This is a genomic window from Streptomyces reniochalinae, from assembly GCF_003323735.1.
In the GTDB taxonomy this organism is placed as follows: domain Bacteria; phylum Actinomycetota; class Actinomycetes; order Streptomycetales; family Streptomycetaceae; genus Streptomyces; species Streptomyces reniochalinae.
On the sequence record NZ_QOIM01000032.1, the window covers coordinates 110,062 to 123,707 of the forward strand.

Consider the following 13,646-nt stretch of genomic DNA (forward strand, 5'->3'; position numbering starts at 1 on the left):
AGCAACGCCCCTCCCGGGCATCTTGTGGAGGAGGCGCTGTGAGCAGCGACCCGTGGGGCCGCGTCGACGACGCGGGGACTGTGTACGTGCGTACGGCGGACGGCGAGAAGGTCGTCGGGTCGTGGCAGGCGGGCTCGCCCGACGAGGCCCTCGCCTACTTCAAGCGCAAGTACGACGGTCTGGTCGTGGAGACCGACCTGCTTGAGCGCCGGGTCAAGACCACCGACCTGTCGGCGAAGGACGCCACCACCGCGATCGAGCACCTGCGCGAGCAGGTCGACGCCCACCACGCCGTGGGCGACCTCGAGGCGCTGCGTGCCCGCCTCGACACGCTGGCCGGAAAGGTCGAGACGCGCCGCGAGGAGCGCAAGGCCCGCAAGGCCCAGCAGTCCGAGGAGGCGCGGCACGCCAAGGAGGAACTGGTCGCCGAGGCCGAACGGCTGGCGGACAGCGACCAGTGGCGCGCCGCCGGTGAACGCCTGCGGGCGCTGGTCGACACCTGGAAGGGCCTGCCGCGGCTCGACCGCAAGAGCGACGACGAGCTGTGGCACCGCTTCTCGCACGCGCGCTCGGCCTTCTCCAAGCGCCGCAAGGCCCACTTCGCGCAGCTCGACGCGCAGCGTGAGGAAGCAAGGCAGCGCAAGGAGAAGCTGGTCACCGAGGCCGAAGCGCTCTCCGGCTCGCGGGACTGGGGCCCCACGGCCGCCAAGTACCGCGACCTCATGCAGGACTGGAAGGCCGCGGGACGGGCCCAGCGGGAACACGAGGACGACCTGTGGGCTCGTTTCCGGGGCGCCCAGGACGTCTTCTTCCAGGCCCGCGCCGAGGTCTTCGCCGAGCGCGACACCGAGCAGCGCGAGAACCTCTCCCGCAAGGAGGAACTGGCCGCCGAGGCGGAGAAGCTGCTGCCGGTCACCGACCTGAAGGCCGCGCGCGGCGCCTTCCGCGGCATCAACGAACGCTGGGACGCCATCGGCCACGTCCCGCGCGACGCCCGGCCCAGGGTCGAGGGCCGGATGCACGCCGTGGAACGCGCCATCCAGGAGGCCGAGGAAGCCGAGTGGCGCCGCACCAACCCCGAGGCGCGGGCCCGCGCGGCGGGGCTGACGGGCCAGCTCCAGGACGCCGTCGACAAGCTGCACGCGCAACTGGAGAAGGCACGGGCCGCGGGGAACACCGCCAAGGCCGCCAAGTTGGAACGCGAGCTGGAGGGCCGCCAGGCCCTGCTCGACCAGGCCCAAAAGGGCCTCCAGGAATTCGGCGGGTGACCCCGACGGGGCGGCCGAACGCTACTGCCGAGGCCGCCCCCCGCACACCGTCCCCCTCACCGTCGTCGCCGCGGCCACAGCGGTGAGGGGCCGGCGGAGTGGCAGACGGCCCGCACCGCAACGTCCGGTCACACCTACGAGGGCCGCCTCGCGGAGGTCACCCGGTAGACGTCGTACACGCCCTCCACCCCGCGTACCGCCTTGAGCACGTGTCCGAGGTGCTTGGGGTCGCCCATCTCGAAGGTGAAGCGCGAGATGGCGACGCGGTCGCGGGAGGTCTGGACGGCCGCCGAGAGGATGTTGACGTGCTGGTCGGACAGGACGCGCGTCACGTCGGACAGCAGCCGGCTGCGGTCGAGCGCCTCGACCTGGATGGCGACGAGGAAGACGGACGACTGGGTGGGCGCCCACTCGACGTCGAGGATGCGCTGCGGTTCCTGGGTGAGGGAGTCGACGTTGACGCAGTCGGTGCGGTGCACCGAGACGCCGTTGCCCCGGGTGACGAACCCGATAATGGGATCGCCCGGCACGGGCGTGCAGCAGCGGGCGAGTTTGACCCACACGTCCGATCCGGCGCCCTTGACGACGACACCCGGGTCGGCGCTGGTGCGCCGGCGCGAGGTTCGCGCCGGCATCGGCGGCGCGGTCTCCGCGATGTCCTCCTTCGCCTCGTCCTCCCCGCCGAGCGCCTGCACCAGCTTGTGGCAGACGCTCTGCGCGGAAACGTGGCCCTCGCCGATGGCGGCGTAGAGGGCGGAGATGTCGGGGTAGCGCATCTCGTGGGCGAGGGTGACCAGCGAGTCGCCGGTGAGGATGCGCTGGATGGGCAGGTTCTGCTTGCGCATCGCGCGCGCTATGGCGTCCTTGCCCTGTTCGATGGCCTCGTCACGCCGCTCCTTGGTGAACCAGGCGCGGATCTTGTTGCGGGCGCGGGGCGACTTGACGAAGTTGAGCCAGTCCCGGGAGGGGCCGGCGCCCGAGGCCTTGGAGGTGAAGACCTCCACCGTGTCGCCGTTGTCGAGGGTGGACTCCAGCGACACCAGGCGGCCGTTGACGCGTGCGCCGATGGTGCGGTGTCCGACCTCGGTGTGCACGGCGTAAGCGAAGTCGACCGGGGTGGCTCCGGCGGGCAGTGCTATGACGTCGCCCTTGGGGGTGAAGACGAAGGTCTCGTTGCGGGAGAGGTCGAACCGCAGGGACTCCAGGAACTCGCCGGGGTCCTCGGTCTCCTTCTGCCAGTCGAGGAGTTGCCGCAGCCACGACATGTCGTTGATCGTGTCGTCGGCGGCACCGCCCTTGCCGCCGCCCTTGGGCACGTCGGTGCGCACCTTGGAGGCGCCGGCGACGGCCTGCTGCTTGTACTTCCAGTGCGCGGCGATGCCGTACTCGGCGCGGCGGTGCATGTCGAAGGTGCGGATCTGCAGTTCGACGGGCTTGCCGCCGGGCCCGATGACCGTCGTGTGCAGCGACTGGTACATGTTGAACTTGGGCATCGCGATGTAGTCCTTGAACCGCCCGGGAACCGGGTTCCAGCGGGCGTGGACGGTGCCCAGCGCTGCGTAGCAGTCACGCACGGTGTCCACGAGGACGCGGATGCCCACCAGGTCGTAGATCTCCGCGAAGTCCCGGCCGCGGACGATCATCTTCTGGTAGACGCTGTAGTAGTGCTTGGGGCGCCCGGTGACGGTGGCCTTGATGCGGGCCGCGCGCAGGTCGGCCTGGACCTCGTCGGTGACCAGCGCCAGGTACTCGTCCCGCTTGGGTGCCCGCTCGGCGACCAGCCGCACGATCTCGTCGTACATCTTGGGGTAGAGGATCGCGAAGGCGAGGTCCTCCAGCTCCCACTTGATGGTGTTCATGCCCAGCCGGTGGGCGAGCGGTGCGAAGATCTCCAGCGTCTCGCGGGCCTTCTGCTCCTGCTTGGACCGCTTGAGGTAGCGCATCGTGCGCATGTTGTGCAGCCGGTCGGCGAGCTTGATGACCAGGACGCGGGGGTCCTTGGCCATGGCGACGACCATCTTGCGCACCGTCTCGGCCTGCGCGGCCTCGCCGAACTTGACCTTGTCCAGCTTGGTGACGCCGTCGACGAGGAGCGCCACCTGGTCGCCGAAGTCGCGACGGAGGGTGTCGAGGCCGTACTCGGTGTCCTCCACGGTGTCGTGCAGCAGCCCGGCCATCAGGGTGGCCGGGTCCATGCCGAGTTCGGCCAGGATCGTGGTGACGGCGAGCGGATGGGTGATGTACGGGTCGCCGCTCTTGCGCTTCTGACCGCGGTGCCAGCGCTCGGCGACCTGGTACGCCCGCTCGATCTGGCGCAGTGTGGTGGACTCGATCTTCGGGTCGTTGCTGCGCACTATCCGCAGCAGGGGTTCCAGCACCGGGTTGAACGGGCTGGCGCGCTGCACCCCCAGACGCGCCAGACGGGCGCGTACGCGGTTGGAGGAGCCCGAGCGGCCCGAGACCCCGGAGACGGCACGCGCGGGCGCCACACGATCCCTGGAGCCGCTCTCGGCGCTCTTTCCACTCCGCCCTGAGCCGCTGTGCGGGCTGCCGCCCTGCTTCGTGGCGGTGTCGGCGGAACGGGACCGTCCTGTGCCCTCGCTCTTCGCGGGCAGCGCGCCGTCGGCCGCGGCGCCCTGCCGGCGCTGCGCCGCCTCGCCGGCGGCCTCCGCTTCCTTGCGCTGTGCTGCGGTGAGCTGCTGGGCCTCGTCTGGCAAGAGCACTCCTCGGTCGACCCCAGGTCCGACTGCCATGGTAGCCACCCCGGCGGCACGGCCCCTCCTCGAAGGGGGGGTGGGAACTCCTCGGAGGGGCGGAGACGACGACAGGCGGCCTCCCCGCCGTCGGACGACGTGCCGGGGGGCCGCCTCGTACGCCGCGCCGTGGACGGCGGGGCGCGGGCCGCTCAGACGGCGAGCAGGGCGTCCAGTGGCGCGCCCGCCAGAGCGCGCTCGACCCTGCCGCGTCCTTCCAGGAAGCCGAGCTCCAGCAGCACGGCGAGGCCGACGACCTCGGCGCCTGTACGCCGCAAGAGCTGCACGGCGGCCTCAGCGGTGCCGCCGGTGGCGAGCACGTCGTCGACCACCAGCACCCGGTCACCCTCGGTGAGCCCCTCGGCGTGGACCTCGATCCGCGCGCTGCCGTATTCGAGGTCGTACGCCTGGGAGAGCGTGGCCCCGGGGAGCTTGCCGGCCTTGCGGACGGGCACGAAGCCGACGCCGGCGCGGACCGCCGTCGGGGCTCCGAGAATGAAGCCGCGCGCCTCCAGGCCGACGATCTTGGTGGCGCCGTGTTCCCGTGCGATCCCCGCCAGCACGTCCGTGAGGACGCAGAGCGCCTCGGCGTCGGCCAGCAGCGGCGTGATGTCCTTGAACATCACCCCGGGCCTGGGGTAGTCGGCCACGTCGTGGATCCGGTCGGCCAGCAGCTCCCTCACCCCGTCGGGGAGCTGCGAGGCGGTGGATGACTCGCGGGTACCCACCGCTCACCTGCGCTTTCCGGACGGCCTGCCGCGGCCGCGCGCGGGCGGCTGCCGCCGCTGCCCGGAGACCGCGGCGGCGGTACGCCCGTCGCGGCCGGTGCGGGGGCCGTCCTCGTCGCCGTCGTCGTCCGGCCCGTCCTGCTCGTGCGACTCGCGCTCCGCCGCCTTGGCCCGCTTGGTGTGCACGCGCCTGGCCAGGGCCTTCATCTCCGGCGTGCGCGTCTTGAAGTCGGAGACCAGAGGCGTGGCGATGAAGATCGAGGAGTAGGCGCCCGCAGCCAGACCCACGAACAGCGAGAGCGCGATGTCGTTGAGCATGCCGCCACCGAGCATTCCGCCGCCGATGAACAGCAGGCCGGCCACCGGCAGCAGCGCGACGACGGTGGTGTTGATGGAACGCACCAGCGTGCCGTTGATACTGCGGTTGGCGATCTCGGCGTAGGTGAACTTGGTCTGCTTGGTGACGTTCTTACTGCTCTCTCTCAGGCCGTCGAAGACGACGACGGTGTCGTAGAGCGAGTAGCCGAGGATCGTCAGCAGACCGATCACTGTGCCCGGTGTGACCTCGAATCCGACGAGCGAGTAGACACCGACGGTGATGGTGATGTCGTGGATGAGGGCGATGAGGGCGGCCAGCGCCATCCGCCACTCGAAGGCGATGGCGAGATAGAGCACCACCAGGATCATGAAGATCCCCAAGCCCTGCCACGCCTTGTTGGCGATCTGCTCGCCCCAGCTCGGCCCGACCAACTGGGCGTCGACCTTGTTCGCGTCGACCTTGAGCTCGTCGGCCAGCTTCTCCTTGACCTCGGTGGAGGTCTTGGTGTCGACCTCGGCGATCTGGACGCGCTTTCCGCCGTCGCCGAGCGCCTGGACGATGGCCTGGTGGCCGGAGACCCGCTCCGCGGCGTCCGTGGTCTGCTCCACGGAAGCGGCCGTCTTGGGCGTCGTGAAGACGGCGCCGCCCTCGAACTCGATGCCCATGTGGAGGCCGCGGACGACGAGCCCGACGATCGCCGTGATGGTGATCAGGATCGAGACGCCGTACCAGATCTTGCGGTGCCCGATGAAGTCGTAGCCGACCTCGCCGCGGTAGAGCCGGGCGCCGAGATTGCCGAGACGGGACATCTCACGCCTCCTTCGTGTCGGTGCTGACGGTGCGCCGGCCGCGCCGCAGGGGTGGCCTGGCTCCGAGCCGCTTGGGGTCGAGTCCCGACCAGGGGTGTCCGTCGGAGAAGAACTTCCTGCGGGCGAGCAACGTCATGACCGGCTTGGTGAAGAAGAAGACCACGACGACGTCGAGTGCGGTGGTCAGGCCCAGCGTGAACGCGAAGCCCTGCACCTTGCCGACGGTGGTGATGAACAGCACCACGGCGGCGAGGAACGAGACGAAGTCCGCCACCAGGATCGTGCGCCGGGCGCGCGGCCAGGCCCGCTGGACCGCGGGCCGCAGCGTACGGCCCTCGCGCACCTCGTCTCTGATGCGTTCGAAGTAGACGATGAACGAGTCCGCCGTGATGCCGATGGCGACGATGGCGCCGCAGACCGCGGGCAGGTTCAGCGCGAAGCCCATCGCAGGGCCGAGCAGTGTCATGATCGCGTACGTCAGGAGGGCCGAGACGAGGAGGCTCAAGACCGCGATCAGCGACAGACCCCGGTAGTAGAACAGCAGGTAGAGGACCACCAGGGCGAGGCCGATGGCGCCCGCGATCAGACCGGCCGTCAGCTGGTCGCTGCCCAGCGCGGCGGTGACGGTGGTGACGTCGGACTCCTCGAAGGAGAGCGGCAGCGCACCGTAGGAGAGGATGTTGCCCAGCTCCTGCGCGGACTCCTGGGTGAAACTGCCGGAGATCTCCGCGTTGTTGGTCAGCCTCTCGCGCACGGTCGGCGCGGACTGGACCTGGCCGTCCAGCGTGATGGCGAACTGGTTCTGCGGCTGCGGCTTCTTCGAGAGCTTGCCGGTGACGTCGCCGAACTGGTCGGAGCCCTTGTCGTTGAACGACATCTGGACGATCCACTGGCTGCGCTGCTGGTCGAAGACCGCCTTTGCCTTGTCGACGTTCTTGCCCTGCACGGCGACGGGACCGAGCGCGTACTTGATCGGTTCCTTCGCGTCACAGGCGACGATCGGCTGCGAGCCCTTGGAGCCCGCGGCCTTCTCGCTGGCCTTGGCGCGGGCTTCCTTGGTGCCGCAGTCCAGCGCGTTGAGCTTCTTGGCGACGTCGGCCGGGATCCCGGGCTGCTGCGGCTGCTGCGGCGGCGTCGAGGGGTCGGGGGTCTCCTTCTTGCCGCCGGACTCGGTCGGCGTCGGAGTGGGGTCTTCCGGGGCGGTCTTGGCGGTCAGGCCCTCGGTGACGGCGCGGCCCTGCCCGCCCTGTCCGCCTTCCTGACCCGAGCCCTCGTCCGCGCTCTCGTCCGCACCCTTGTCCGAGCCCTTCTCCGCGCTCTCGTCGGAGCCCTTGTCCGCGCTGTTGTCCGCACCCTTGTCGGACTTTTTGCCGGAGCCGGACGACGACGGGTTGGGCTGGGGCTGCTTGCCCTTACCGACCTGAGCGAGTGTGAGCACGGGGCGGAAGGAGAGCTGGGCCGTGGTGCCCACCTGCTCGCGCGCCTGCTGGGAGTTGGTGCCCTTGGGGATGTTGACGATGATGTGCCGGTCGCCCTGGGTCTGGACCTCGGCTTCCGACACACCAAGACCGTTGACGCGCTGTTCGATGATGCCGACAGCGGTGTCCATGTTGGTCTTGTTGATCGCGTCGGGCTTGCCGGGCTGGTTCTTGGCCTCCAGCGTGATGCTGGTACCGCCCGCGAGGTCGATACCCAGCCGCGGAGACTTGTGGCCGGAGAGGAACATCCCTGCGACCAGCCCGGCCATCACCAGCAAAATAAGCACTAGGGAGCGCCACGGCCTCCCCATGGCGCCGGAGGCCTTGCGGCCCCTCTTCGGTGCTGCCACCTTCTCGATTCTCCCTGTCCAACCGCCCGTGCCGCCCCCCGAGTTCGGCCGGGCGCGGCACAGCGGCGCGCGAAGTGGTCTGTGGACGTGCTACGCCGCCGGGCCCTGGACCCCCGCCCTCGGCAAGAGGGTGCCCCGGCCTGCGGTCGGGTCGTGCCCCGGCCCGGCGGCGCCGACCTTACTTGGAGTCGGCGTCTTCGTCCCGCTTGCGGTCCTTGGACTCGGCGGTGTCGGCCTTGGCCTTCTCGGCCTCGGGCTCCTCGGACGGCCCGGCGGCCTTCGCCTCGTCCGCGCCCTTGGTGTCCTCGGCAGCCTGGGTGTCCTCGGCGTCCTTCTTGGCGAGGTTGGGCTTCGCGTCGGAGGTCTCCCCGCTCTCGGTCAGCGAGGAGGCGTCGTCCGGAACCACCGTGTCGACGTCGAACTCCTCGCCCTCGGGGCCGTTCGTGATGCGGTCGAACTCCTCGTCCGAGAGCACGGCGCCGATGGCGTTCTTGGCGAACAGCGCGTGCGTGCCGGGCTCGATCTCCACGAGGACGGTGTCCTCTCGGATCTCCTTGACGACGGCGTACATGCCCCCAATGGTCCGAATGCCCGTGCCGGGCTGCATCTGGTCACGCATCTGCGCGGCCTGACGCTGCTTCTTCTTGGCGGAGCGGGTCATCAGGAACATGGCCCCGATGATCACGATGAACGGGAGCAGAGCAATAGGATCCACGGCGGAAGAGTTCCTTCGCATGGCCGCGTCTCAGCGGCCTGGGTATTCGGGGTGGGCAGGCCTCCGCAGAGGGAGGGCGTCGGCGGAGTCTAAGCGAGCCTTCGCCGATGGAACAACGTCAAGCATGGCACCGAGGTTCCTGGCCCGACGCGTACGCGTACCGTCACCCTCCGAACAGACCCTGCTGTCCAGGTCCTCCTGAGGCCCCCCGCGGGGTCTGCTGAGGCGGGGTGAGCCCCAGGTGAGCCCATGCGGCGGGGGTGGCGACACGGCCACGCGGTGTCCGGGCCAGCAGCCCCTCGCGCACGAGGAACGGCTCGGCCACCTCCTCCACTGTCTCACGCTCCTCGCCGACCGCGACGGCCAGCGTGGACAGCCCGACGGGGCCGCCGCCGAAGAGCTTCAGCAGAGAGCCGAGCACGGCGCGGTCGAGCCGGTCGAGGCCGCGCTCGTCCACCTCGTAGACCTCGAGCGCCGCCGAGGCGATCTCTCGGGTGATGACGCCGTCCGCCTTGACCTGTGCGTAGTCCCTGACCCTGCGCAACAGCCGGTTGGCGATGCGTGGCGTGCCGCGGGAACGCCCGGCGATCTCCACGGCGCCCTCCGGGTCGGTGCGCACCTCCAGCAGCTGGGCCGAGCGGCGCACCACCTGCTCCAGCTCGGCCGGCTCATAGAACTCCATGTGGGCGGTGAAGCCGAAGCGGTCCCGCAGCGGCGGGGGCAGCAGCCCGGCCCTCGTGGTGGCGCCGACGAGGGTGAACGGCGGCAGCTGAAGCGGAATGGCCGTGGCGCCGGGGCCCTTGCCGACGATCACATCGACGCGGAAGTCCTCCATGGCCATGTAGAGCATCTCCTCGGCCGGGCGGGACATCCGGTGGATCTCGTCGAGGAAGAGCACCTCGCCCTCCTGGAGGGAGGAGAGGATCGAGGCGAGGTCCCCCGCGTGCTGGATGGCGGGCCCCGAGGTGATCCGGATGGGGGCGCCCATCTCCGCTGCGATGATCATCGACAGTGTCGTCTTGCCGAGCCCTGGAGCTCCCGACAGCAGCACGTGGTCGGCCGTGCCGCCGCGCGCTCTCGCCGCCCGCAGCACCAGGTCCAGCTGCTCGCGCACCTTGGGCTGCCCGATGAACTCCCCCAGCTGCTTGGGGCGCAGAGCGGCCTCCACCGCCTGCTCCTCGTCCTCGGCCTGGGCGTCCACCAGTCGGTCCTCGTGCGTCATGACGTCACCGTGCCCGGTTCAGCGACTGGAGTGCGGACTTCAGCAAAACCCCCACATCAGGGGAGCCCCCGTCCGCCTCGGCCTGCGGCGCCACGGCCACGACGGCGTCGTCCGCCTCCCGGGTGGCGTAACCCAACCCGACGAGAGCGGCGTGGAGTTGCTCCCGCCAGCCGGCGGCGGCTGAGGCGGAGGCGGCCCGCGGCGCAGCGGCCGTGCCCAGCGGGGCCCCGATTCTGTCCTTGAGCTCCAGCAGCAGCTTCTGCGCGCCCTTCTTGCCGATGCCCGGCACGGCCGTCAGCGCCTTCTCGTCCCCGCCCGCGACGGCGATCCGCAGCGCCTCGGGGCTGTGCACCGCGAGCATGGCCTGCGCCAGCCTGGGCCCCACCCCGCTGGCGGTCTGGAGCAGTTCGAAGACCTGCCGTTCGTCGTCCTGCGCGAAGCCGTAGAGGGTCAGTGAGTCCTCGCGCACCACGAGCGAGGTGGCCAGGCGGGCGGGCTCGCCCATCCGCAGCCCGGCCAGCGTGTCCGGCGTGCACTGGAGAGCCATGCCGACTCCGCCGACCTCGATCACGGCGGAGTCGGGGCCGAGAGCGGCCACAGGCCCTGAGACGAAGGCGATCATCGAACGGTGCCTTTCTGGTGCTGCGTGCGGTTCCTGTACGGCGTGGGGGGCGCGGGAGGGGACTGCCGTGCGGCGGCGGCCTGCTGGAGGCGGTTGTTCGCCGGGCCGCGCCAGATGTGGCAGATCGCCAGCGCCAGCGCGTCCGCCGCGTCCGCGGGTTTCGGGGGCGCGGCGAGCCGCAGCACGCGGGTCACCATCGCGCCGACCTGGGCCTTCTCGGCGCGCCCCGAGCCGGTGACGGCGGCCTTGACCTCGCTGGGGGTGTGCAGCGCGACCGGGAGCCCCCGTCTGGCCGCGCACAGCATGGCCACGGCGCTGGCCTGGGCCGTGCCCATGACGGTGCGGACGTTGTGCTGGGTGAACACGCGCTCCACCGCGACCGCTTCGGGACGGTGGGTGTCCAGCCACTCCTCCAGCCCCCGCTCGATGAGCACCAGCCGGTCGGGGACCTCCGCCTCGGCGGACGTGCGGATCACTCCGACGCCCGCCATGGTCAGCTGCCGGCCCGCGACGCCCTCGACCACGCCGACACCGCAGCGGGTCAGCCCCGGGTCGACTCCCAGCACGCGCACCGCCGTCCCCCCTTCCGCGCTCCGCTCTCGCTGATCGTCCGTGTCCGTGTTCCCGCAGGTTATCGGGGAGCACCGACATGAGCCGACGGCCCGGCGGAAGGTGTCTCCGCCGGGCCGCCTGGAGCCTGTGCCGTGATCGTCGGTCCGGACGGCTGCCCGGGCCGCGTGGAGCGCTACGCGTCGACCTTCGCCATCACGTCGTCCGGGACGTCGAAGTTGGCGAAGACGTTCTGCACGTCGTCGCTGTCGTCGAGCGCGTCGATCAGCTTGAAGATCTTGCGTGCGCCCTCCTCGTCCAGCTCCACCTGCATGCTGGGGACGAAGCTGGCCTCGGCGGAGTCGTAGTCGATCCCGGCGTCGACGAGCGCGGTGCGCACGTCGACGAGGTCGGTCGCCTCGCTGATCACCTCGAAGTTCTCACCGAGGTCGTTGACCTCCTCGACGCCCGCTTCGAGGACGGCGGCGAGCACGTCGTCCTCGCCACGGCCGTTCTTGGGGACGATGACGACGCCCTTGCGGTTGAACAGGTACGACACCGAACCCGGGTCCGCCATCGAGCCGCCGTTGCGGGTCATGGCGACACGGACGTCGGACGCGGCGCGGTTGCGGTTGTCCGTCAGGCACTCGACGAGCACGGCGACGCCGTTGGGGCCGTAACCCTCGTACATGATCGTCTCGTACTCCGCGCCACCGGCCTCGAGACCCGCGCCGCGCTTGACCGCGCTGTCGATGTTCTTGTTGGGAACCGACTGCTTCTTCGCCTTCTGGATCGCGTCATAGAGGGTCGGGTTGCCCTCCGGGTCGGCGCCGCCCATCCGCGCCGCGACCTCGATGTTCTTGATCAGCTTCGCGAAGAGCTTGCCGCGCTTGGCATCGATCACGGCCTTCTTGTGCTTGGTGGTTGCCCACTTAGAGTGGCCGGACACAGCCTCGCTCCTTCACAGTCCCAACTTCTCTCGACGCGGAGATCCTACCGTCAGCGGCTCGCTGTGCTCACGTCCCCTTCACGGGCTCCGAGCCCCCGGCGCGTCGCGCTCAGGCCGCGGCCCGCACCATCCGCGTGAACAGCGCGTGCACCCGGTGGTCACCGGTCAGCTCCGGGTGGAAGGCGGTGGCCAGCAGATGGCCCTGGCGGACGGCCACCGGGTGCCCTTCGTAGGAGGCCAGCGTCCGGGTCGCCGCGCCCGTGGACTCGACCCAGGGGGCGCGGATGAAAACGCCCTCCACAGGACCGCCGTCGACGCCCGCCATCTCGACGGCCGCCTCGAACGACTCGTTCTGCCGCCCGAAGGCGTTGCGGCGGACGATCATGTCGATACCGCCGACCGTCTCCTGTCCCGAACGGGGGTCGAGGATCTTGTCCGCCAGCATGATCATCCCGGCGCACGAGCCGTACGCGGGCATGCCGCCCGCCACCCGCTCGCGGAGCGGCGCCATCAGACCGAAGGCGGTGGCGAGCTTGCTGATAGTGGTGGACTCACCGCCGGGTACGACGAGGCCCGCCACGTCCTCCAGCTCCTGCGGGCGGCGCACCTGGAGGGGCCGCGCCCCCGCCGCCGCGAGGGCGGCCAGGTGTTCGCGGACGTCGCCCTGGAGGGCGAGGACGCCGATGGTCGGCTCAGACATGATGCTCACCGTCCTTCCCGGGGGCGGGTGCGGGGCCCGACCCGCGGGTCACCAGCCCCGCGACGCGTAGCGCTCGGTCTCGGGCAGCGTGTCGCAGTTGATGCCGACCATGGCTTCGCCGAGTCCGCGGGAGGCGTCCGCGATGATCTTGGGGTCGTCGTAGAAGGTGGTGGCCTTCACGATGGCGGCGGCGCGCTTGGCCGGGTCGCCCGACTTGAAGATGCCGGAGCCGACGAAGACTCCCTCGGCACCGAGCTGCCGCATCAGCGCCGCGTCCGCCGGGGTGGCCACGCCGCCCGCGGAGAAGAGGACGACCGGCAGCTTGCCCGCGACCGCGACCTCCCTGACCAGCTCGTAGGGGGCGCGCAGCTCCTTGGCCGCTGCGTAGAGCTCGTTGCCGTCCAGGACGGTCAGCTTGCCGATCTCGCTCCTGATCTGGCGCATGTGCCGGACGGCCTCGACGACGTTGCCCGTGCCCGCCTCGCCCTTGGAACGGATCATGGCCGCGCCCTCGGCGATGCGGCGTAGGGCCTCGCCCAGGTTGGTGGCGCCGCAGACGAAGGGCGTGGTGAAGGCGAACTTGTCGCTGTGGTTGACCTCGTCGGCCGGGGTGAGGACCTCGGACTCGTCGATGTAGTCGACGCCCAGCGCCTGGAGAACCTGCGCCTCGACGAGGTGGCCGATGCGGGACTTGGCCATCACCGGGATCGAGACGGCGCCGATGATGCCCTCGATCATGTCGGGGTCGGACATCCGGGCGACCCCGCCGTCCTTGCGGATGTCGGCCGGGACGCGCTCCAGCGCCATGACGGCGACGGCGCCGGAGTCCTCGGCGATCTTCGCCTGCTCCGGGGTGACGACGTCCATGATCACGCCGCCCTTGAGCTGCTCGGCCATGCCCCGCTTGACGCGGGCTGTGCCGGTCTCGGGACGGGCCGCTGAGGATTCCGAGGAGGCTGGGGTGGTGGACGGAGTTGACACGTTCGACCTCGCTGAAAGGGGCGATGAGGGGATGGCAGGCGGACCCTCACCGGGTCCGCCTGCCACTGTCGTGGACCGAGGTCACCCGCGGAAAGGGCCAATCGCTCTGCTGTGGCCCGCACACTCGCCCCGCGGAGCCGGCTCAGTCTTCCGGGCCGCGCCCCTGTCCGGACCCGTGACCCTCGTCGTCGTGCCCTTCGGAG

At 70.6% G+C, this 13,646-nt stretch carries 12 protein-coding genes; 1 reads left to right on the plus strand and 11 read right to left on the minus strand.

Going from position 1 to position 13,646, the window contains the following annotated elements; all coding sequences use genetic code 11:
* Positions 1-38 precede the first annotated feature (38 nt).
* Positions 39-1,268, plus strand: a complete 1,230-nt coding sequence (locus DQ392_RS12720) for a DUF349 domain-containing protein (protein ID WP_114015685.1) — start codon at positions 39-41, stop codon at positions 1,266-1,268.
* A gap of 134 nt (positions 1,269-1,402) precedes the next feature.
* On the opposite strand, the gene DQ392_RS12725 is transcribed toward DQ392_RS12720, so the two are convergent.
* The 11 genes from DQ392_RS12725 to pdxS all read right to left on the minus strand — a co-directional run bounded on the left by DQ392_RS12725 (position 1,403) and on the right by pdxS (position 13,443).
* Entirely contained in the window at positions 1,403-3,985 is a 2,583-nt protein-coding gene (locus tag DQ392_RS12725; protein ID WP_114015686.1) for a RelA/SpoT family protein, read from the minus strand.
* 188 nt (positions 3,986-4,173) lie between these two features.
* Positions 4,174-4,749 carry an adenine phosphoribosyltransferase gene (locus DQ392_RS12730; RefSeq protein WP_114015687.1) on the minus strand — a complete coding sequence of 192 codons (576 nt, stop codon included), beginning with the start codon at positions 4,747-4,749 and terminating at the stop codon, positions 4,174-4,176.
* Positions 4,750-4,752: 3 nt separating this feature from the next.
* Positions 4,753-5,877 carry a protein translocase subunit SecF gene (gene secF / locus DQ392_RS12735; RefSeq protein WP_114015688.1) on the minus strand — a complete coding sequence of 375 codons (1,125 nt, stop codon included), beginning with the start codon at positions 5,875-5,877 and terminating at the stop codon, positions 4,753-4,755.
* A gap of 1 nt (position 5,878) precedes the next feature.
* Positions 5,879-7,705, minus strand: coding sequence for a protein translocase subunit SecD (gene secD, locus DQ392_RS12740; RefSeq protein WP_114015689.1), 1,827 nt, complete (start codon positions 7,703-7,705; stop codon positions 5,879-5,881).
* A gap of 178 nt (positions 7,706-7,883) precedes the next feature.
* Positions 7,884-8,420: a preprotein translocase subunit YajC gene (yajC, locus tag DQ392_RS12745; RefSeq protein WP_114015690.1), complete on the minus strand. Its 537-nt coding sequence runs from the start codon at positions 8,418-8,420 to the stop codon at positions 7,884-7,886.
* Between the two features lie 163 nt (positions 8,421-8,583).
* On the minus strand, positions 8,584-9,642 hold the full coding sequence (gene ruvB, locus DQ392_RS12750) for a Holliday junction branch migration DNA helicase RuvB (protein WP_114015691.1): 1,059 nt from the start codon (positions 9,640-9,642) through the stop codon (positions 8,584-8,586).
* A gap of 4 nt (positions 9,643-9,646) precedes the next feature.
* Positions 9,647-10,264 carry a Holliday junction branch migration protein RuvA gene (gene ruvA, locus DQ392_RS12755; RefSeq protein WP_114015692.1) on the minus strand — a complete coding sequence of 206 codons (618 nt, stop codon included), beginning with the start codon at positions 10,262-10,264 and terminating at the stop codon, positions 9,647-9,649.
* Entirely contained in the window at positions 10,261-10,836 is a 576-nt protein-coding gene (gene ruvC, locus DQ392_RS12760; protein ID WP_114015693.1) for a crossover junction endodeoxyribonuclease RuvC, read from the minus strand. Before ruvC ends, ruvA begins: the two co-directional genes overlap by 4 nt.
* 173 nt (positions 10,837-11,009) lie before the next feature.
* A complete protein-coding gene (locus DQ392_RS12765; protein ID WP_114015694.1) occupies positions 11,010-11,762 on the minus strand; it encodes a YebC/PmpR family DNA-binding transcriptional regulator in 753 nt (250 codons plus the stop codon).
* A 109-nt stretch (positions 11,763-11,871) separates the two neighbouring features.
* A complete protein-coding gene (gene pdxT, locus DQ392_RS12770) occupies positions 11,872-12,462 on the minus strand; it encodes a pyridoxal 5'-phosphate synthase glutaminase subunit PdxT (RefSeq protein ID WP_114015695.1) in 591 nt (196 codons plus the stop codon).
* A 48-nt stretch (positions 12,463-12,510) separates the two neighbouring features.
* The gene (gene pdxS, locus DQ392_RS12775) at positions 12,511-13,443 is read right to left on the minus strand and encodes a pyridoxal 5'-phosphate synthase lyase subunit PdxS (RefSeq protein WP_114015696.1); all 933 of its coding nucleotides are present in this window, start codon (positions 13,441-13,443) and stop codon (positions 12,511-12,513) included.
* Positions 13,444-13,646 lie beyond the last annotated feature (203 nt).